A 19,109-nucleotide genomic window follows, 5' to 3' on the forward strand; every position below is an offset into this window, starting at 1 on the left:
ATTTGAAAGTGAAAACAATTTTGGTGTCACAGCCAGAGCCAAAAGTAGAGAATTCACCTTATTTTGAGTTACAACAAAAGCATAAGGTAAAAATTGATTTCCGCTCATTTATACATGTTGAAGGTGTAAGTGCAAAAGATATTAGAGCTCAAAAAATCGACCTGAATAACTTCACGGCTATTATTTTGACTAGCAGAAACTCTGTGGATCATTTTTTCAGAGTAGCTGAAGAAATGCGCTATAAGGTTCCTGAAGATTTGAAGTATTTTTGTCAGTCAGAAGCGATTGCTTTTTACTTGCAGAAGTATGTAGTTTACAGAAAACGTAAAATCTATGTGGGTCAAAAAGACTTCGTTGATTTATCTCCGCTAATCAAAAAATACAAAGAAGAAAAATTCTTGTTGCCGGCTTCGGATCAATTAAATTATGATGTGCCACAAACCTTGAATAATCTAAAAGTGGATTGGACACAAGCAACTTTTTACAAAACCGTAATGAGTGATTTGTCTGATTTGGCCGATGTGTATTATGATGTTTTAGCCTTCTTTAGCCCAACCGGAATTAAATCGTTATTCAAAAACTTCCCTGACTTCCAACAAAACAATACCCGTATTGCCGTTTTTGGAAGCACTACACAAAAAGAAGCTTTGGAACACGGTTTGCGAATTGACATCTTAGCACCAACACCGGAAACCCCATCCATGACCATGGCATTAGAAAGATATATTGCTGACGCCAACAAAGGAAAATAAATTTAGTTTTATCAGAATAAAAAAAGCCATTCAAATTGAATGGCTTTTTTCTTTGGTTAGGTTTGTTTGTTATACTTGCGGCCCTGCTTTTACTAAGCTTTGACCTTCTTCATTATCGGTATATTGCGCAAAGTTTTTAATGAATCTTGCAGCTAAATCTTCCGCTTTTGTATTCCATTCTGACGCATCAGCATAAGTGTCTCTAGGATCTAAAATTGCTGAATTCACATCGTGTAAGGCGGTCGGTACAACTAAATTAAAAACAGGAACTGTTTTAGTTTCCGCTTTTTCAATCGAACCATCTAAAATGGCGTCAATAATAGCGCGAGTATCTTTGATAGAAATACGTTTCCCGGTTCCGTTCCAACCTGTGTTTACCATGTAAGCTGTGGCGTTGTGTTGTTCCATTTTCTTAACCAATTCTTCTCCGTATTTAGTTGGATGCAAGGTTAAAAAAGCTTTTCCAAAACAAGCGGAGAATGTCGGTTCCGGTTGTGTTACTCCCCTTTCAGTTCCAGCTAATTTTGCCGTAAATCCAGAAAGGAAGTAGTATTTTGTTTGTTCCGGTGTTAGTTTTGAAACCGGTGGCATCACTCCAAAAGCATCTGCCGTTAAGAAGATAACTTTAGTCGCGTGACCAGCTTTAGAAACCGGTTTTACAATATTGTGAATGTGATAAATCGGATAAGAAACTCTAGTGTTTTGTGTCACAGAACCATCTTTAAAATCAATAATTCCATCCGCATCAACGGTTACGTTTTCTAATAACGCATCTCTTTTGATGGCGGCATAAATATCCGGCTCGTTTTCTTTGCTCAAATCAATGGTTTTAGCATAACAACCGCCTTCAAAATTGAAGACGCCTTCGTCATCCCAACCATGCTCATCATCACCAATCAATTCGCGTTTTGGATCAGTAGACAAAGTTGTTTTTCCTGTACCTGACAATCCAAAAAACACAGCTACATCACCATCTTTTCCTTTATTGGCAGAGCAATGCATGGAAGCAATTCCCTGTAATGGCAAATAGTAGTTCATCATGGCAAACATTCCTTTTTTCATTTCACCACCGTACCACGTTCCGCCAATTAACTGCATTTTTTCAGTCAAATTGAAAGCGATATACACTTCTGAATTCAATCCGTGCGCGGCATAATCTTTAAAAGAAGTTTTCGAACCATTCATGACAATGAAATCAGGCTCGCCAAAGTTTTCCAACTCAGCTTCTGTCGGGCGAATGAACATATTGGTCACAAAATGCGCCTGCCAGGCCACTTCCATGATAAAACGCACCTTTAATCTTGTATTCTCATTGGCACCACAAAAAGCATCCACTACATATAATTTCTTACCGGTTAATTGGGCAAGTGTAGTTTCTTTTAAGGCATCCCAAGTGTTTTGATTAATCGGTTTATTATCGTTCACGGCTTTGTCTGAGTTCCACCAAATGGTGTTTTCCGTAACGCTATCTTTAACAATGTATTTGTCTTTTGGTGATCTGCCCGTGAAAACTCCTGTCATCACATTCACCGCTCCTAATTCAGAAAGTTGCCCTTTTTCAAAGCCTTCTAAACTCGGATTTAACTCATCATTGTATAATTTTTCAAAGGAAGGATTGTGGATAATTTCGTGAACGTTTTTGATTCCGTATTTTTCTAACGAAATCGATTTCGTAATTTGAGCGTAGTTCTCCATAGAAATTAGTTTGTGTTGTTTTAATAATCAGGCAACAAAGGTAAAAATTAAATTTTAGAAAGTATTTTTTTGTTGAAAATATTATTGCTTCTTTTTCAATACATTCCAAAACAACAGTGCCCAAGCCCCTATTAATAAGGCTCCGCCTATAGGGGTTACAATTCCTACGGGTTTAAAATTAAGCCCGGTTATCGTTTTGGTGGCCAACAAATAAATGGAACCCGAGAAGAAAAGTACTCCAAAAATAACGAGTTGAAAGATGGTTTTTTTGACTTTTTCAGAGAGTGTTGTATTCAATCCCAAAAACAATAAAAAAAGGGCATGATACAGTTGGTATTTGACACCGGTTTCAAAAGTTGTCAATTCTGCCACCGACAAGTATTTTTTTAAAGCATGCGCTCCGAAGGCTCCCAAAATTATCGCTGTCATTCCCATCAAAGCAGCAACGCCTGTTATTTTTCTTTCCATGTTTTTGTTTTGAATACTAAAACACAAATTTATCCGTTATCTGTTCATCGGAAAGAAAATTTCACTTTTCTTTTGGAAATTTAACAGTTTTAAATCTTTTATATTTGCAGCTTGAAATAATAGACATGAAGAAAATACTTTTTATACTTTGTTCCCTTTTTGTTTTCTGTTCGTTTACCACCGATGGAAATCAGCAAATTAAAGCCGGTGAGAAATTAGTCTTTGCCGGTTCTTATAATATGAGTGGTTTGATGACTCAATTGGCACAAGTAACCATGAGTACTGAAACGGTGGCTACCGCTAAGAATTCTTATTTACATTTAAGTTGTGAATTGGCCACCTATAGCAAATGGGATTCGTTTTTTAAAATCAGGGATATTTATGAATCGTATGTAAATCCGCAAACGCTGAAACCTAGTTTGTACAAAAGAAGCATAGACGAAGGCGGTTGGACGAAAAAAGAAAAATACGTCATCAAAAATAATGTAGTCAATAGTACTGCCAAGAAAAAAAACAAACCGGAAACCCAAAAAACCTTTACTATCGGAGCTTCAACCCAAGATGTGGTTTCGATGTTTTACAAAGTAAGAACGGTAGATTTCAACAAATTCAAAGAAGGGCAAACACAATCGTTACTAATTGTTTTTGACGAAAAGCAAATTCCGGTAACCTTAAAATATATGGGGAAAGAAACTGTTAACGCTGGAAATTTAGGCAAAAAAGAATGCTATAAAATTTCTATCGGCGCCAAAACAGATGCATTGCGCGGCAAAGACAAAAACTTAATCTGGTTAACCGCCGATGCCAAAAAAATCCCGACTTTATTGAAATTCAGCATCCCGGTAGGAACCGGACAATTAGCCTTAACCTCAGCAAGCGGCATTTAATTCAACATTATCATGAGAAAACTGTTTCTAATTTTAGCTATTGTTTTTACCATTTTGGCCATCATTTTTTCGGTAATGCCCATGGACACTTTGGCTTTTCTGCCTATAGGTTTTGCCATTGCTTTTGGCTTATTGTTGCTTAAAAAATCCGAAGACAAACAAAAACTCATTCCTAAAGCATTGTTACTGATTGGTGTTCTTTGCTCTGTTTTTGTTTTGGGCAAAACATTTTTAATCAAAGACGAAGTCGCGAAAGACACTCAGTTTGAAAAAGAAAAAATCGAGAATAAGAAAGAAGCCAAAAAAGAACTCGAAGAAATAGAAGGTTTGGAATAATTCACCAAAAGCTCATCCGAAACGATGGGCTTTTTTTATTTCAAATTCATACATTTGCTGCCTACAACAAACAAACGCATGAGAAATATTTTAATCATTGGTGCCGGACGCTCTGCCTCTTCACTAATAAAACATCTTTTAAGAAAATCTACTCAGGAAAACTTAAACGTAACCATTGGCGATTTATCCATAGAATTAGCCAAAAGGAAAACGTACAATCACCCTAATGCCACACCTATTGCCTTAGACATCAACAATGTTGAACAACGTCAGGCCGAAATTCAAAAGGCCGATATCGTAATTTCGATGTTGCCGGCACACATGCACATAGATGTGGCGAAAGACTGTGTCACCTTCAAGAAAAACATGGTTACTGCTTCCTATATTTCGGATGCCATGCAAAGTTTGGATGCCGAAGTCAAAGCCAACAACTTAATTTTTATGAATGAAGTGGGGCTAGACCCCGGTATTGATCACATGAGTGCCATGAAAGTGATTGACGAAATTCACGAAAAAGGCGGCAAAATGATTTTATTCGAATCGTTTTGTGGTGGGCTGATTGCTCCTGAGTCTGACGATAATCTTTGGAATTACAAATTCACCTGGGCCCCGAGAAACGTAGTTTTGGCCGGACAAGGTGGCGCTGCCAAATTCATTCAGGAAGGCAAATACAAATACATACCGTATCACAAATTGTTCCGCAGAACCGAATTCTTTCATGTGGAAGGGTACGGAAAATTTGAAGGCTATGCCAATCGCGATTCATTAAAATACAGAAGCATTTATGGCCTAGATGACATCCTGACTTTATATCGGGGAACTATTCGTAGAGTTGGTTTTTCTAAAGCCTGGAATATGTTTGTGCAATTGGGCATGACCGATGATTCTTATGTAATGGAAAACTCTGAAACGATGAGCTACCGTGATTTCATCAATTCCTTTTTACCATTTCATGCCTCAGACTCGGTTGAATTAAAAACCCGTATGGCACTTGGTATTGAACAAGACGACATCATGTGGGACAAATTAATGGAACTCGATATCTTTAATAAAAATAAGATCGTTGGGCTCAAAAATGCTACTCCGGCACAAATTTTAGAACGCATCTTAAACGACAGTTGGACACTACAACCGGATGACAAAGACATGATAGTGATGTACCACAAATTTGGTTACGAATTGAATGGCGAGCGCAAGCAAATCGATTCCAAAATGGTGTGCATTGGTGATGACCAAATCTACACAGCCATGGCCAAAACAGTTGGATTACCGGTAGCTATGGCTACTTTGCACATCCTGAACGGCGACATCAAAACGCCTGGCGTACAATTGCCTATTAAAAAAGAAGTGTACGAACCCATTTTGAAAGAACTGGCAGCCCATGGTATTGTTTTCAATGAAACCGAAATGCCTTATGTGGGCTACAATCCGGATAAATTATTAGGAAATTAAACTTCATCCTTACAATATGCTAAAACCGAAATTCTAACCGATTTCGGTTTTTTGTTTATAGATACCAAGTAAATTGCTATTTTTACTTTCAAATACTCTGATTATGAAAATAAATCAACTACAAATAGAAATTGATGATTTGAAATTAAAAGGAGCAAGCCCAGTAGGCTTGAGGTATACAAGCTTTAGCTTGTCTTATCATTCTTAAACCAATTCGAAAGCTATGAAAATAAACCAACTACAAATAGAAATTGATGGAATAGACAAGGAAATCCTGCGCGACCTGATGGAAGATGCCCGAAAACCCATTTTACAGATTGCCAATAAAATTGGAATCTCGGGTGCAGCCATTCATCAAAGGCTGAAAAAACTGGAAGACGCCGGAGTGATTTCGGGCTCTAAATTTATCGTAAACAACAGAGTTTTAGGCTATAGAACCATGGCCTTTATTGGGATTTATTTGGAAAAAGCAGCCAGCAACTCAGAGGCGGTGAAAGAATTGAAAAAAATTCCTGAAGTATTGGAATGTCATTATACTACTGGAAATTGGAGTATTCTTATCAAAATCATTTGCCGCGACAATGAACATTTGATGCAACTATTGAATAAAAAAATACAACCGATTGATGGGGTTTCCAGAACGGAAACCTTTATTTCATTGGAACAACAGATAGAAAGACAGATTCAACTGTAATCAAACTTTTATATGCCCCCAATTTTCGCCACGCTTGATGCGGTTGACCTGCATTTCACTAATTCCAAATTGTTTCGCTAACATTTTCATCCGCGTCTTATTGTTTGGATCGTTTAGTAATTTTTTCAAATACATAACCCTTGTCGAAGTAAGTTTACGCCCGTCCGCTTTTAAATTATGTTCCGTCAACTTTTTCATTGATTTAATCACATGCGGACTTCTCTTGTAATGTTCTTGTCGCTCTTCATAAGTTACCCATTTTAAATTCTCGACTGAATCATTCCCGCGCACATAATCCAAGTGAATTACATACAACTGCTCTTCAGAAGTCTTAGGAATAAAAAACTCCGCTACCAGTTTGTATACAAAAAAGGTGTTGTAAATCATTTTGCCGGCTGCGTTTTTTCTTCTGTACCGAAAAGCCTTAAATCCGTCAGAAACCGAACCCTTTAAAACATTTCCATCCCGAAATTCATTGGTAAAACTGATTAGTCTTCCTCTGTTGGAAACAGCATACCTATATTTTAATGGGATAGCTGTTTCGATTTCTCGAAATATTTCATTTCCGTAAAGTCTTATCATCATTGTGGTATTTATGATGCCCGAATCTACAATTTTTTTTTAGCACTTAAAAATTAACTCGCCATTAATAGCCGTATGTTCACATATTGCACGAAACAAACTATTAAAACAGCCATAAGTCCATTTATAAATAAAAAATCGGCTACAACATTATCTTCGGTTGCCAAAGACCTGCAACGCCCAATATAAGAGTGAGGCCAAAGCTCCGATGGCCGCTACCACATAAGTGCGTGCGGCCCATTTCAAGGCATCTTCGGCGCCAGCGTATTCCTGTTGGCTCAGCATGTTTTTGTTTTTCAACCAAGCCAAGGCGCGATTGCTCGCATCATACTCAACCGGCAATGTGATAAAACTGAAAGCTGTAGCCACTGCCATAAGCACCAACCCGATAACAGCCACGTAAAATCCAAAACCTAAATGGGCTCCGGCTCCCAGAATCAATCCACCAAAGATTAACCATTGCGAGAGCGTGGACGACACGTTGACGATGGGCACTAACTGTGACCGCAATTGTAACATAGCATAAGCCTGGGCGTGTTGTACGGCATGACCACATTCGTGAGCCGCCACGGCAGCCGCAGCCGCATTTCGCTGATTGTATACCGCTTCACTCAGGTTTACGGTTTTGTCAGCAGGATTGTAGTGATCGGTCAATTGACCTTCTACCGAAATGACTTTGACATCATAGATGCCGTTGTCCTGTAGCATTTTGGTGGCGATTTCGGCACCGCTCAACCCATTGCGCAACTGGATGTGTGAGTATTCCTCAAATTTGCTCTTTAATTTAGAGCTTACGGCAAAGCTTACTAAAGCTATGAGTCCGATTAAAATATAGTATCCTAACATGATTTTTATTTTTTGTTTTCTAAAACAACATCAAATTGTGCGCCAAAGGAATAACAATGACAGCCTGTCATTTATCGGCAAATCGTGATAAAAGCAACTAACTCGGCGGCTTCGTAATAGGTAAAATTCACGCTTATGATTTCGTAGCCTGCATTGGCTTTTTCGTTGAGGAAGTGCTCTACTTTTTCCGTTAGTTTTTCTTTCATACTGCTGAAACCCGCTTTCTCAACAATGGTGTGTACTTCGTGTTTTTTCATGGTAATTGGTTTTTTGTATTAGTCGAAAGGGTTGCCAATAGGTTACAAAAAAATCCCAAACTCAACTGAATTTGGGATTCTTACTATTTGAAATTGATTTTTATCCTACCAGATTGATGACTTTCCCCGGAACGATAATTATTTTATTTGGTGTTCTTCCTTCTAATTGTTTGATGGTTCTTTCGTCGGCTAATACGATTTCCTGTATTTGGGCAACGGTTAAATCCAAAGGCAATTTGATGGTAAAACGCATTTTTCCGTTAAACGAAACCGGATATTCTTTTTCCGATTCTACCAAATATTTCTCTTCACAAATTGGGAAAGCCACAGTGGAAACAGAACCTTCGTGTCCTAATTGACTCCACAATTCTTCCGCAATATGTGGTGCATACGGCGAAATCACTATGGCCAATGGTTCCAGGATTTTTCTGTGGTTGCATTTCATCGTAGCCAATTCATTCACACAAATCATAAACTGCGACACCGACGTATTGAACGAGAAGTTCTCGATATCCTCGGTCACTTTTTTGATGGTTTTGTGTAGCGATTTGTACATTTCCGGCGTGGGTTCGTCATTGCTCACATTTAACCCCGTGTTCTCATCAAAATACAAACGCCATAGTTTTTTCAGGAAACCTGATACTCCCGTGATTCCTGCCGTGTTCCAAGGCTTGGCTTGCTCCAATGGCCCTAAGAACATTTCGTATAAACGAAGGGTATCGGCACCATAATCGTTACAGATGTCGTCAGGATTCACCACGTTGTATTTCGATTTGGACATTTTTTCGACTTCGCGGCCGACAATATATTTACCGTTTTCTAAAATGAATTCGGCGTCTTTATAGTCTGAATATAACGGATGCTTTTTGAAGGCTTCAATATCCAATTCGTTTGTTATATCGTTGATGACTGCTAAGTCAACATGAATTGGATGAACCTTTTCACCTGCGATCAATCCTTTTGAATAAAGCTTTTTAGAATCTTCGCTCCTGTATACAAAAGCACTCATCCCCAATATCATTCCCTGATTGATCAGTTTTTTGAACGGTTCTTCGGTTGGGGCGTAGCCACGGTCTTTTAGGAATTTGTTCCAAAAACGAGAGTACAACAAGTGGCCGGTAGCGTGCTCGCTGCCGCCTATGTATAAATCTACGCTTTCCCAATAGTTCAAAGCATCGGCTGAGGCGAACTCGGCATCGTTGTGCGCATCCATATAACGCATCCAATACCACGAACTTCCTGCCCAACCCGGCATGGTGTTTAACTCTAACGGGAATACCGTTTCGTTGTCAATTTTGTCATTGTCTACAATAGTATTTTTCACTGTTGACCACGCCCATTTGGTAGAGTTTCCTAATGGTGGTTGGCCATCTTCGGTTGGTAAATATTTTTCTACTTCCGGTAAAACGATGGGCAAGTGTTTGGCGTCAATCATTTGCGGTAAGTCGTTCACATAATATACCGGGAAAGGTTCCCCCCAATATCTTTGTCTTGAGAAAACCGCATCGCGCAAACGGTAATTGGTTTTGCCTTTTCCGTGATGGATTTTTTCTAAGGCTTCGATGATTTTTTTGGTTCCGTCTTTATAGCCCAACCCGTTTAGGAAATCAGAGTTGACTAATTCAAACCCTTCTTTTCCGGCGAAAGCTTCTTGTGAAATATCTTGATTGAAAATGTTCTTGATTTCAGGCATGCCTTTTTGACCTTTGAAGAAATTGGCAAACGCATAATCTCTTTCATCGCCACAGGGTACCGCCATCACCGCTCCGGTTCCGTAACCGGCTAAAACGTAATCGCCAATCCAAACCGGGATGGGTTCATGCGTAAACGGATGAACAGCATAGGCTCCGGTGAAAACGCCCGATATGGTTTTAACATCCGCCATTCTTTCACGTTCGGAACGCTTGGCAGTAGCTTCTACATAGGCCTCAACAGCTGCTTTTTGTTGCTGAGTCGTGATTTGCGAAACCAATTCATGTTCCGGTGCCAAAGTCATAAACGTAACGCCAAATATTGTATCAGGGCGTGTGGTGAATACCGAAATCCTCTCGCTGGAATTTTTCACATTAAAATCCACTGAAGCGCCTACGGATTTCCCAATCCAGTTTCTTTGGCTTTCTTTGATGGATTCGCTCCAGTCAATGGTTTCTAATCCCTGCAATAATCTTTCGGCATAAGCGGAAATTCGCATCGACCATTGGGTCATTTTTTTACGAATCACCGGATGACCACCGCGTTCGGAAACGCCGTTTACGATTTCGTCATTCGCTAACACGGTTCCTAAAGCCGGACACCAGTTCACTTCGGTTTCGGCCAAATAGGTTAAACGGTATTGCAATAGGATTTGTTGTTTCTTTTCTTCGGAATAGAATTTCCAATCGGAAGGGAAGAATATTTCTACATTGTCATCACAAACGGCGTGAACTGTTGCGTTTCCCGCTTTTTCAAAAATGGATACCAACTCAGAAATGTCTTCGGCTTTGTCGGTCGCTAAGTTGTACCACGAGTTGAACAGTTGAATAAAAATCCACTGCGTGTGTTTGTAGTAATCGGCATTGGACGTACGCACTTCTCTACTCCAATCGAAAGAGAAACCGATTTTGTCTAATTGCTCGCGGTAACGGGCGATGTTTTCGCGGGTGGTTTTCTCCGGATGTTGCCCAGTTTGGATGGCGTATTGCTCGGCCGGTAAACCAAAAGAGTCGTAGCCTTGCGGATGCAATACGTTGAATCCTTTATGCCGTTTGAAACGCGCCACGATATCGGAAGCGATGTAGCCCAGCGGATGCCCCACGTGTAAGCCCGCTCCGGAAGGATACGGAAACATGTCGAGGACATAATACTTGGGTTTGTCGGAATTATTGCTGGCGGCAAACGTTTGGTTTTGTGCCCAATACTGTTGCCATTTGGCTTCGATTTTTTCGTGGAAATACTTCATTCGTTGTAATGTAATTGCGTTTACTTTTTAGCCCCGATTGGAGAGGTTACCGTGTAACCCGGAAAGCGGGAAAATGGCTGGCTGAAACTGCCCGGACCACTCGCTTCTAAAAAATTTAAGCGACAAATTTACGTTTATTATAATAAAGTTAAAAGTTTGTGCGTTATAAAGGAGAAAAACAATTTTCTTTATTATTTTTACGGCTTAAATCACTGTTTATGTCAGACTCATTTGAAAAGTTTCAGAAGCGCAGAGTAATTACCTCCTATTTTTCGGTAGTGTTGAGTATCTTTTTAGTGTTGTTTTTATTGGGAATTTTGGGGCTTTTTGTCATCAATTCCAAACGTTTATCAGACAATTTTAAGGAAGAAATCGTGATGACGGTTTTCTTTAAAAATGAAGCAACGGACTCGGTTACGACCGCTTTTAACAGTGAATTGAAAACGGCGAAGTTTGCCAAATCTTTTGAATATGTTTCGAAAGAAAAAGCGGCAGCGCAGCACAAAAAAGTGATAGGCGAAGATTTCATGCAATTTTTGGGTGTGAATCCGTTGCAGAATTCGTTTGACATTCATTTGAAAGCAGATTATGTAAACAATGCGGAAATTGCCAAAATTCAGGACCGTTTGCGCCAAAACCCAATGATTGCAGACATTGTTTATGACAAACAATTGGTGACGTTGGTCAATGACAACATCAAAAATATCAGTATGTGGATTTTGGTCATCAGCTGCATTTTTGCTTTGGTTTCAGTATTGCTGATTAACAGTTCGCTGCGACTATCGATTTATTCGAATCGCTTTATTATCAAAACCATGCAAATGGTGGGCGCTACCAAATCGTTCATCCGAAAACCGTTTATCAAAACCAATGTTATTCTCGGGTTTGTGGGCGCGGTGTTGGCCATTTTGGCTTTGATAGGCGTGCTGATTTACATCCAGACCAGCTTCCCGAATTTGGGAATTATGGAAAACCAAGTGGCTATAATTGCTGTGCTTTTGGGCGTTTTGGTTCTTGGTATTGTGATTACTTTTATCAGCACCTATTTTGCGACGCAACGCTTTTTGAATTTGAGAACAGACGACCTTTATTAATTTTTGATTTAAGATACTATGAAAAATAACGAGCAAAAACCGGATTTTCTTTTCGAGAAAGTGAACTACAAAATATTATTAATCGGTATTGCCGTGATTGCTATTGGCTTTATACTAATGAGTGGCGGGGGTAGTGATGATCCGAAAGTGTTCAACGAAGATGTTTTCAGTTTCAGAAGAATTCGTTTGGCGCCAACCGTGGTTTTGATTGGTTTTGGCATTACGATTTATTCTATTTTTAAGAAAAGCAAATAGCTTTATAGATTTTTGGATGGTTGGATTATTAGAGCCTTCTTACCACTTTCCTTAAATCTAATTATCTAACAATCTAACAATCTAATTAATGGATTACATTCAAGCCGTTGTACTGGCGATCATTGAAGGCATCACGGAGTTCTTGCCGATTTCTTCTACCGGTCACATGATTATTGCTTCTTCTTTTTTTGGCATTGCCCATGATGATTTTACCAAATTGTTTACCGTTGTGATTCAGTTGGGTGCTATCCTTTCGGTGGTGGTTTTGTATTTCAAACGCTTTTTTCAGACGCTGGATTTCTATTTCAAATTGTTTGTTGCCTTTCTTCCGGCAGTGATTTTCGGATTGCTGTTTAGCAAAAAAATTGATGCTTTGTTGGAGAACCCAATTACAGTGGCAGTTTCTTTAGTATTGGGTGGTATCATTTTATTGAAAGTGGATGATTGGTTTACCGATAAAGAAGAGACTCAGGAAACCGAAACCATAAGTTATTTGACCGCTTTGAAAATTGGGTTGTTCCAATGTTTGGCCATGATTCCGGGCGTTTCTAGAAGTGGCGCGAGTATTATTGGCGGAATGTCGCAAAAACTATCGCGAAAAACAGCAGCTGAATTTTCATTTTTCCTAGCGGTACCAACCATGTTGGGTGCTACGGTTAAAAAATGTTACGATTACTGTAAAGACGGTTTTGTCTTAAGTCACGAGCAAATCAACTTTTTGATTATTGGCAATGTAGTGGCTTTTATAGTGGCGATGTTAGCGATTAAATCGTTTATTGGTTACTTATCCAAACACGGTTTCAAAATGTTTGGGTATTACCGAATCATTGTTGGCGTTGCGATTTTAGTGATTAATTACTTCCATCCTTTGTTTGTTCTTTAATGACGGCCGAAGCTATCTTAGAAGGGCAAGTCCTTTTGATTGACAAACCGCTCACTTGGTCTTCGTTTCAGGCGGTGAATAAGTTAAAGTACATTCTAAAGCGAAAATACGATCTTCCAAAAAAATTCAAAATTGGTCATGCCGGAACTTTGGATCCACTAGCCACTGGTTTACTGATTGTTTGCACCGGAAAATTTACCAAAAAAATCACGGAGATTCAAGGTCAGGCCAAGGAATACACCGGAACCATTACTGTTGGCGCTACGACGCCATCCTATGATATGGAAACGCCAGTAGATGCCACTTTCCCGACGGAACATATTACGGCTGATTTAATTCAGCAAACAGTGAAGCAATTTCTTGGCGAAATCGACCAAAAACCGCCGGTATTTTCAGCCATTAAAAAAGACGGCATTCGATTATACGAACACGCCCGTGCCGGAGCTGAAGTTGAAATTTCTTCGAGAAAAACTACGATTCATGAATTTGAAATCACTAAATTTGATTTACCTGACATTGAATTCCGAGTAGTTTGCAGCAAAGGAACCTATATCCGTTCACTCGCTTATGACTTTGGAAAAGCATTGCATTCAGGTGGCTATTTATCCGTATTGCGAAGAACCAAAATCGGAGACTATTCAGTAGAAAATGCCATTTCTCCGGAAGCTTTTGAAAAAAGCATTAATCAAAATGAAAGCTAAACTTGTACTCATAGCGCTATTACTCTGTCAATTGGGATTTTCTCAGGAAACTCATAATTCAGACGATAGTAAACCCAAAGAAGCCAAGTACACTTATACCAAAATTGATTTTTCAGTTCCCATTCGTGCCAATCAATATGCGGGCGAAATCGACCCGTACACCGGTGAAAAAGAGCCTTGGTTTTTACCGGATGGTGTTAGTGGAAGAGTTGGTTTTGGCATCAAAGCCAATGATTGGATTAGTATAGGCACCAATTTGGGCGTTGACTGGAAAGCCAGTGAGTGTTTGGTTGTTGTTCCTTTATTTGGTTCTGTAAAGATCAATCCGAAAATTGGAGAAGACCTCCGCATTTTTGTAGAGCCCGGTTTTGGAAGAGCCTTAACCATTGGCAGCAATCAATTATCCGGTTATTTTAAAAAAATAAGTGTTGGTGTAGGAGACGGTAAAGGTAATTTTGGTCTTTATCTGGAGCTTTGCCAATATGGGTTTTCCAAAAATTACGATTATAAAATAGGCAGTTTTAGTCTTGGCATGACCATTACGCTTTAATGATTACTCGACGGCCATCATCAACTCCATGATTTCTTTTTGGGTTGACAATCCTTTGTCATGCAGATACCACATGTGTAAAGCGGTTTTCCCTTTGTCATCTACCACACCATGTTGTGCTTTATAATCCAAAATTAATTGTTTCGCGGCTTGTGGTCTTGGCCCGAATTCGCCCAAAACGGTCAAAGTGTTTTTATCTAAAACGATTAATTTTGGAATGGATCGCGTTCCATTGGTTAAAAAAAGATTCATCAACTCATCGTTCTCATCACGGAATACCATTTTTAAATCAATGTTCTCCGAAACCTCTGCCATCTTATAAATAACCGGAACAATCTGTGCCGAGTCGCCACACCAGCCTTCGGAAATCACCAGCCAAATGTATTCTTTTTGCAAACCCCGCAATTTTTGAACATAGTCATCGGTAACCAAAATTGTTTTCTCTAACCGGTTCATGCGCGCTTCATTTAATTCGGTATAATGCACCAAGGCTTCTGATTGTTCCTTTCCGGTTGCTTTTCCTTCTTTAAACAACGTGGTAATGTAATTTCTATATTCGGTAAAGGGGTAACTCTTGAGTAAACTCTTTGCAATAATGGCTTTCATAAACAGTGTTTTTCGACTGCAAAGTTACAAAACCCAAAAGCCGAAAAACATGATAATTGTTACCAAACATTATTTTTATCGAATAGGGTACAAAAACAGAATATGTTTATATTTGCAACCATTAAACAACTCAACAAACGACTTGAGTGTGCGAAAGCATGACTCCTAATTAACAAAAATTATCTGGAATGAAATACAAAAGAATTCTTCTAAAACTAAGCGGTGAAGCGCTGATGGGCGACAGACAATACGGAATCGACCCAAAACGTTTAGCTGAATACGCCGAAGAGATAAAAGAAATTCACTCCAAAGGCGTAGAAATTGCCATCGTTATTGGTGGTGGAAATATTTTTAGAGGGGTAGCCGGAGCCAGTAATGGTATGGACCGCGTGCAGGGAGATTATATGGGAATGTTGGCCACCGTGATTAACGGAATGGCGTTGCAAGGCGCTTTAGAAGACAAAGGCATGCTGACTCGTTTGCAAACGGCTTTAAAAATTGAAGCCATTGCCGAACCGTATATCAAAAGAAGAGCCGTACGTCATTTGGAAAAAGGAAGAATTGTTATTTTTGGAGCCGGAACCGGAAATCCGTATTTCACTACCGATACTGCTGCCGTTTTGCGTGGTGTGGAAGTGAATGCCGACGTGATTTTGAAAGGAACCCGCGTGGATGGAATTTATGATTCCGATCCTGAGAAAAACGCCAATGCCGTGAAATTTGACACTATTTCTTTTGACGATGTAATCAAAAAAGGCCTGAATGTAATGGACTCCACAGCTTTCACCTTAAGTCAGGAAAATGAATTGCCAATTGTGGTTTTTGACATGAACAAAAAAGGAAATCTGTTAAAAATTTGCGAAGGCGAAACTATAGGAACCGTAGTTAAAATATAGTTGTCGGTTCTACGTTGTCGGTTCTATTTTATAACTTACAACGCACAACCTACCACCTAAAAAACTTTTTAAAAACAATGGAAGAAATTGAATTTATTTTAGACAGCACCAAAGAATCAATGATTGGTTCTATTGCTCATTTAGAAAAAGAATTTTTAAACATTCGCGCCGGAAAAGCTTCTCCACAAATGCTCGGAAGCGTGTTTGTAGATTATTATGGTTCGCAAACCCCATTATCGCAAGTGGCCAACATTAATGTACCCGATGCCAGAACCATCACGGTAACGCCTTGGGAAAAAAACATGTTGCATCCTATTGAAAAAGCCATCATGGTGGCCAATATTGGTTTTAATCCCATGAATAACGGGGATAACATCATCATCAGCGTGCCGGCTCTGACCGAAGAAAGGAGACGCGACTTGGTAAAACAAGCCAAAGCAGAAGCGGAAGATGCCAAAATCGGAATCCGAAATGCGCGTAAAGATGCCAATACCGAAATCAAAAAATTAGAAAAAGAAGGTACATCGGAAGACATTTGTAAAACGGCCGAAGATGACGTTCAAAAATTAACCGATTCGTTCATCAAAAAAATTGACGAACATTTGCTTCACAAAGAAGCCGAAATCATGAAAGTGTAACTTTGTTAATTCAATACTAAAATCCGCCGTGTGCGGATTTTTTTATTCCTACTTTTGCAGTAGATTTTGTGCCAAACCCTTTCTAATGAAGCCACTGCTATTTTTATTTTTATTCTTCACCCTGTCGCTTCAGGCACAATTTCAAATCAATGGCATCATTAAGGATTCCGAAACCAAAAAACCGCTTCCTTTTGCTACCATTACTACCGAAAACGGCTTTGCCACTATATCGGATGTGGATGGAAAATTTCATTTTCTTTTAGCAGCACAACCCGAAACTTTGACCGTTTCTTATGTGGGTTATGAACCAAAATCCATTTCGCTTTTTGAGACCAAATTGTTCTTCACCATTTTACTTTCGCCAAAAACAGACGTTTTGAAAGAAGTGATCCTCTCCAATGAAAATCCGGCAAAAGCCATTATTACTAAAGTCATTCAGCAAAAAGAAGCCAACAATCCTCAAAAAAAACTACACACTTTTCAATTCAAATCCTATAACAAATTACTGGTAACGGCCAATCCGGATTCCATCGTTGGGAAAATCGACACGCTTTTTGTAGATGTTGTTTCCAAAGATAAAATTGCCAAAATTGATTCATCCGATTATAAATTCAAAAAAATAATCGACAAACAACATTTGTTTCTGACGGAAAAAGTATCGCAGTTTCAATTTGAAAAACCCATCTTGAAAGAAACTATATTGGGTACTAAAATGGCTGGATTTAAAGAGCCCATCTATGAACTGTTGGGCTTTAGTTTGCAGTCGTTTTCTATTTACGATGAGAAATACGAGTTGTTTGAAACCAAGTACAAAAGTCCGATTGCCAATGGCGCGCTCAAAGAATACCGCTATAAAATTCTCGACACGACGACTATCAGCAACAGACCTGTTTTGGTTATTTATTTCAAAAACAAAATCAGCGCCAAAGGACTGGAGGGATTGTTGTATGTGGATAACGAAAACTTTGCCATAGCCAAAGCCGTAATGCGGATTCGCGGTGTTTTGGATATTACCGGAGTGCATGAATTTAGCTATTTACCAGCCGAAAATATTTGGTTTCCGGTACGTAAAAATTTCAAAATTGTCAAAGGAAAAAGCAAAGAACCTACAACTGTTTTGGGTGGAAGGATTGAATTCGCCGCCGAAGATGAGGATGAAAAAGCAACCAGCCAAAAACAAGCTTCCGACTTTACCTATCTGGCATCCGAAATGCATGTTTTTGATATGAAAGTAAACACCGATTTGAAAATCAAAAAATCAGCCATCACTATTGATGTGAAGGAAAATGCAAACACCCGAGAGGATGCTTTTTGGAAGGAAAACCGAACCGACAGTCTGGACACGCGAAGCGAACGAACTTACTTTGTTTTGGACAGTGTGGTCACCAAACAAAAAATTGAGAAGAAAATCCGATTTGGACGCAAGATTATTAATGGGTATTTGCCTTTTGGTCCGTTTGATTTTGATTTGCGTTATCTGCTGAGTTATAACAATTTCGAGGGATTCCGTTTCGGCATCGGCGGGATTACCAATGAATTATTTTCCCGAAAATTTCGCATCGAAGGCTACACCGCTTATGGGTTGAAAGACGAAACGTTCAAATACAATTTAGGTTCTGCCGTCAGAATTGGAAATGCTTCCGGCACCTGGATTGGCGGTTCTTATACAGATGATGTCCGGGAGATTGCCAGTACCACTTTTGCTACAGACAAACGCGTTTTCAAACTCTACGATCCACGACCGATTAACATCAGTACCTTTTACAATCACAAGACTTGGCGCGGGTATATTGAAACCAAAATCATTCCGAAAACAGAAAGCATTTGGCAACTGTCACACAGCGAAATCAGCCCATTGTTTGATTACACTTTTGATTATGATGGAAAATTGTATCGCGATTTTGCCATGACTACCGCTATGTTTGCTATTCAATGGAATCCTTTTAGTGATTTTATGCAAACGCCGAATGGCCGAATTGAATACGAAAAAAGATTCCCGAGATTTGCTTTGCAGTTTACCAAATCATTGCCTCATTTCTTAAATAATGATTTTGATTTCAGTAAAGTTGATGCCCGAATTGAATACGAAAAGAAATATCTGAACGGACAAAAATCAGAAATTCTGGTGCAGGCCGGTTATAGTTTTGGTGCCGTTCCGCTGACGCATTTATACAATACCTCTCCGAATAATTTAACAAAAGACAACATCCTGCAAAGGATAACAATTGCTGGCAAAAACAGTTTTGAAACCATGTATTTCAATGAGTTTTTCTCGAGTGAATTTGTGATGCTGCAATTCAAACACGGACTCAAGCGTGTAGAATTATTTCCAAAAGTAAAACCCTCCTTGGTTCTGGTAACGCGAATGGTGTGGGGAAATTTGAAGAATCCGGAGCGCCACATTGGCATTGATTACAAAACTTTAGACCAAGGCCTGTTCGAATCGGGCATTGAATTGAATCAAATCTACAAAGGTTTCGGATTGACCGGATTCTATCGTTACGGCCCAAACCAACTACCAAGATTTGAAGACAACTTAGCCATTAAATTGAGTTTTGTATTGGATTTAGGATTGTAAC

Annotated in this window: 20 protein-coding genes; 13 read left to right on the plus strand and 7 right to left on the minus strand. The window is 39.2% G+C overall.

Annotation, left to right across the window (positions count from 1 at the left end; genetic code table 11):
* The first annotated feature begins 2 nt into the window (after positions 1–2).
* Entirely contained in the window at positions 3–752 is a 750-nt protein-coding gene (locus V7D82_RS01795; RefSeq protein ID WP_333599345.1) for a uroporphyrinogen-III synthase, read from the plus strand.
* 69 nt (positions 753–821) lie between these two features.
* On the opposite strand, the gene pckA is transcribed toward V7D82_RS01795, so the two are convergent.
* Together pckA and V7D82_RS01805 are read right to left on the minus strand one after the other, a co-directional pair.
* Positions 822–2,447: a phosphoenolpyruvate carboxykinase (ATP) gene (gene pckA / locus V7D82_RS01800; RefSeq protein ID WP_333599260.1), complete on the minus strand. Its 1,626-nt coding sequence runs from the start codon at positions 2,445–2,447 to the stop codon at positions 822–824.
* A gap of 81 nt (positions 2,448–2,528) precedes the next feature.
* Positions 2,529–2,915 (minus strand): DUF423 domain-containing protein, encoded by a 387-nt coding sequence (locus tag V7D82_RS01805; RefSeq protein ID WP_333599261.1) that lies wholly within the window; start codon positions 2,913–2,915, stop codon positions 2,529–2,531.
* 125 nt (positions 2,916–3,040) lie between these two features.
* Here V7D82_RS01805 and V7D82_RS01810 point away from each other — a divergent pair, with 125 nt between their 5' ends.
* The 4 genes from V7D82_RS01810 (at position 3,041) to V7D82_RS01825 (ending at position 6,284) form a co-directional block, all read left to right on the plus strand.
* A complete protein-coding gene (locus V7D82_RS01810) occupies positions 3,041–3,802 on the plus strand; it encodes a DUF3108 domain-containing protein (protein WP_333599262.1) in 762 nt (253 codons plus the stop codon).
* A 12-nt stretch (positions 3,803–3,814) separates the two neighbouring features.
* Positions 3,815–4,138 (plus strand): hypothetical protein, encoded by a 324-nt coding sequence (locus tag V7D82_RS01815; protein WP_333599263.1) that lies wholly within the window; start codon positions 3,815–3,817, stop codon positions 4,136–4,138.
* 78 nt (positions 4,139–4,216) lie between these two features.
* Positions 4,217–5,590: a saccharopine dehydrogenase family protein gene (locus V7D82_RS01820; RefSeq protein ID WP_333599264.1), complete on the plus strand. Its 1,374-nt coding sequence runs from the start codon at positions 4,217–4,219 to the stop codon at positions 5,588–5,590.
* Positions 5,591–5,813: 223 nt separating this feature from the next.
* On the plus strand, positions 5,814–6,284 hold the full coding sequence (locus V7D82_RS01825; protein WP_333599265.1) for an Lrp/AsnC family transcriptional regulator: 471 nt from the start codon (positions 5,814–5,816) through the stop codon (positions 6,282–6,284).
* Here V7D82_RS01825 and V7D82_RS01830 read toward each other — a convergent pair whose 3' ends face one another.
* The 4 genes from V7D82_RS01830 to leuS all read right to left on the minus strand — a co-directional run bounded on the left by V7D82_RS01830 (position 6,285) and on the right by leuS (position 10,907).
* Positions 6,285–6,869: a hypothetical protein gene (locus V7D82_RS01830; RefSeq protein ID WP_333599266.1), complete on the minus strand. Its 585-nt coding sequence runs from the start codon at positions 6,867–6,869 to the stop codon at positions 6,285–6,287. It lies immediately after the preceding gene.
* A 147-nt stretch (positions 6,870–7,016) separates the two neighbouring features.
* Positions 7,017–7,712 carry a zinc metallopeptidase gene (locus V7D82_RS01835; RefSeq protein ID WP_333599267.1) on the minus strand — a complete coding sequence of 232 codons (696 nt, stop codon included), beginning with the start codon at positions 7,710–7,712 and terminating at the stop codon, positions 7,017–7,019.
* Positions 7,713–7,783: 71 nt separating this feature from the next.
* Positions 7,784–7,969 (minus strand): hypothetical protein, encoded by a 186-nt coding sequence (locus V7D82_RS01840; protein WP_333599268.1) that lies wholly within the window; start codon positions 7,967–7,969, stop codon positions 7,784–7,786.
* Positions 7,970–8,069: 100 nt separating this feature from the next.
* Entirely contained in the window at positions 8,070–10,907 is a 2,838-nt protein-coding gene (leuS, locus tag V7D82_RS01845) for a leucine--tRNA ligase (RefSeq protein WP_333599269.1), read from the minus strand.
* A 218-nt stretch (positions 10,908–11,125) separates the two neighbouring features.
* On the opposite strand from leuS, the gene V7D82_RS01850 reads away from it, so the two are divergent.
* The 5 genes from V7D82_RS01850 to V7D82_RS01870 all read left to right on the plus strand — a co-directional run bounded on the left by V7D82_RS01850 (position 11,126) and on the right by V7D82_RS01870 (position 14,390).
* Complete coding sequence (locus V7D82_RS01850; RefSeq protein WP_333599270.1) at positions 11,126–12,001, plus strand: cell division protein FtsX; 876 nt, start codon at positions 11,126–11,128, stop codon at positions 11,999–12,001.
* 18 nt (positions 12,002–12,019) lie between these two features.
* The gene (locus V7D82_RS01855) at positions 12,020–12,256 is read left to right on the plus strand and encodes a DUF3098 domain-containing protein (RefSeq protein WP_333599271.1); all 237 of its coding nucleotides are present in this window, start codon (positions 12,020–12,022) and stop codon (positions 12,254–12,256) included.
* Positions 12,257–12,344: 88 nt separating this feature from the next.
* A complete protein-coding gene (locus V7D82_RS01860; protein ID WP_333599272.1) occupies positions 12,345–13,139 on the plus strand; it encodes an undecaprenyl-diphosphate phosphatase in 795 nt (264 codons plus the stop codon).
* Positions 13,139–13,840 (plus strand): tRNA pseudouridine(55) synthase TruB, encoded by a 702-nt coding sequence (gene truB, locus V7D82_RS01865; RefSeq protein WP_333599273.1) that lies wholly within the window; start codon positions 13,139–13,141, stop codon positions 13,838–13,840. Before V7D82_RS01860 ends, truB begins: the two co-directional genes overlap by 1 nt.
* Entirely contained in the window at positions 13,830–14,390 is a 561-nt protein-coding gene (locus tag V7D82_RS01870) for a hypothetical protein (RefSeq protein ID WP_333599274.1), read from the plus strand. Before truB ends, V7D82_RS01870 begins: the two co-directional genes overlap by 11 nt.
* Before the next feature lie 3 nt (positions 14,391–14,393).
* Here V7D82_RS01870 and V7D82_RS01875 read toward each other — a convergent pair whose 3' ends face one another.
* Complete coding sequence (locus V7D82_RS01875; RefSeq protein ID WP_333599275.1) at positions 14,394–14,996, minus strand: thioredoxin family protein; 603 nt, start codon at positions 14,994–14,996, stop codon at positions 14,394–14,396.
* Between the two features lie 188 nt (positions 14,997–15,184).
* Here V7D82_RS01875 and pyrH point away from each other — a divergent pair, with 188 nt between their 5' ends.
* The 3 genes from pyrH to V7D82_RS01890 all read left to right on the plus strand — a co-directional run bounded on the left by pyrH (position 15,185) and on the right by V7D82_RS01890 (position 19,108).
* Positions 15,185–15,892 carry a UMP kinase gene (pyrH, locus tag V7D82_RS01880; protein ID WP_333599276.1) on the plus strand — a complete coding sequence of 236 codons (708 nt, stop codon included), beginning with the start codon at positions 15,185–15,187 and terminating at the stop codon, positions 15,890–15,892.
* Positions 15,893–15,969: 77 nt separating this feature from the next.
* Positions 15,970–16,530, plus strand: coding sequence for a ribosome recycling factor (gene frr / locus V7D82_RS01885; protein ID WP_333599277.1), 561 nt, complete (start codon positions 15,970–15,972; stop codon positions 16,528–16,530).
* A gap of 85 nt (positions 16,531–16,615) precedes the next feature.
* The gene (locus tag V7D82_RS01890; RefSeq protein WP_333599278.1) at positions 16,616–19,108 is read left to right on the plus strand and encodes a DUF5686 and carboxypeptidase-like regulatory domain-containing protein; all 2,493 of its coding nucleotides are present in this window, start codon (positions 16,616–16,618) and stop codon (positions 19,106–19,108) included.
* The last annotated feature ends 1 nt before the right edge of the window (position 19,109 follow it).

It is taken from the genome of Flavobacterium sp., from assembly GCF_036741995.1.
Lineage (GTDB): Bacteria > Bacteroidota > Bacteroidia > Flavobacteriales > Flavobacteriaceae > Flavobacterium.

Bases quoted from the DNA above. Each gene is read 5' to 3' on its own strand.
- pckA (WP_333599260.1), bottom strand. From the start codon at position 2,447: ATGGAGAACTACGCTCAAATTACGAAATCGATTTCGTTAGAAAAATAC.
- V7D82_RS01840 (WP_333599268.1), bottom strand. From the start codon at position 7,969: ATGAAAAAACACGAAGTACACACCATTGTTGAGAAAGCGGGTTTCAGC.
- V7D82_RS01830 (WP_333599266.1), bottom strand. From the start codon at position 6,869: ATGATGATAAGACTTTACGGAAATGAAATATTTCGAGAAATCGAAACA.
- V7D82_RS01815 (WP_333599263.1), top strand. From the start codon at position 3,815: ATGAGAAAACTGTTTCTAATTTTAGCTATTGTTTTTACCATTTTGGCC.
- frr (WP_333599277.1), top strand. From the start codon at position 15,970: ATGGAAGAAATTGAATTTATTTTAGACAGCACCAAAGAATCAATGATT.
- V7D82_RS01825 (WP_333599265.1), top strand. From the start codon at position 5,814: ATGAAAATAAACCAACTACAAATAGAAATTGATGGAATAGACAAGGAA.
- truB (WP_333599273.1), top strand. From the start codon at position 13,139: ATGACGGCCGAAGCTATCTTAGAAGGGCAAGTCCTTTTGATTGACAAA.
- V7D82_RS01850 (WP_333599270.1), top strand. From the start codon at position 11,126: ATGTCAGACTCATTTGAAAAGTTTCAGAAGCGCAGAGTAATTACCTCC.
- V7D82_RS01875 (WP_333599275.1), bottom strand. From the start codon at position 14,996: ATGAAAGCCATTATTGCAAAGAGTTTACTCAAGAGTTACCCCTTTACC.
- V7D82_RS01820 (WP_333599264.1), top strand. From the start codon at position 4,217: ATGAGAAATATTTTAATCATTGGTGCCGGACGCTCTGCCTCTTCACTA.
- V7D82_RS01810 (WP_333599262.1), top strand. From the start codon at position 3,041: ATGAAGAAAATACTTTTTATACTTTGTTCCCTTTTTGTTTTCTGTTCG.
- leuS (WP_333599269.1), bottom strand. From the start codon at position 10,907: ATGAAGTATTTCCACGAAAAAATCGAAGCCAAATGGCAACAGTATTGG.
- V7D82_RS01805 (WP_333599261.1), bottom strand. From the start codon at position 2,915: ATGGAAAGAAAAATAACAGGCGTTGCTGCTTTGATGGGAATGACAGCG.
- V7D82_RS01870 (WP_333599274.1), top strand. From the start codon at position 13,830: ATGAAAGCTAAACTTGTACTCATAGCGCTATTACTCTGTCAATTGGGA.
- V7D82_RS01860 (WP_333599272.1), top strand. From the start codon at position 12,345: ATGGATTACATTCAAGCCGTTGTACTGGCGATCATTGAAGGCATCACG.
- V7D82_RS01855 (WP_333599271.1), top strand. From the start codon at position 12,020: ATGAAAAATAACGAGCAAAAACCGGATTTTCTTTTCGAGAAAGTGAAC.
- V7D82_RS01890 (WP_333599278.1), top strand. From the start codon at position 16,616: ATGAAGCCACTGCTATTTTTATTTTTATTCTTCACCCTGTCGCTTCAG.
- V7D82_RS01835 (WP_333599267.1), bottom strand. From the start codon at position 7,712: ATGTTAGGATACTATATTTTAATCGGACTCATAGCTTTAGTAAGCTTT.
- pyrH (WP_333599276.1), top strand. From the start codon at position 15,185: ATGAAATACAAAAGAATTCTTCTAAAACTAAGCGGTGAAGCGCTGATG.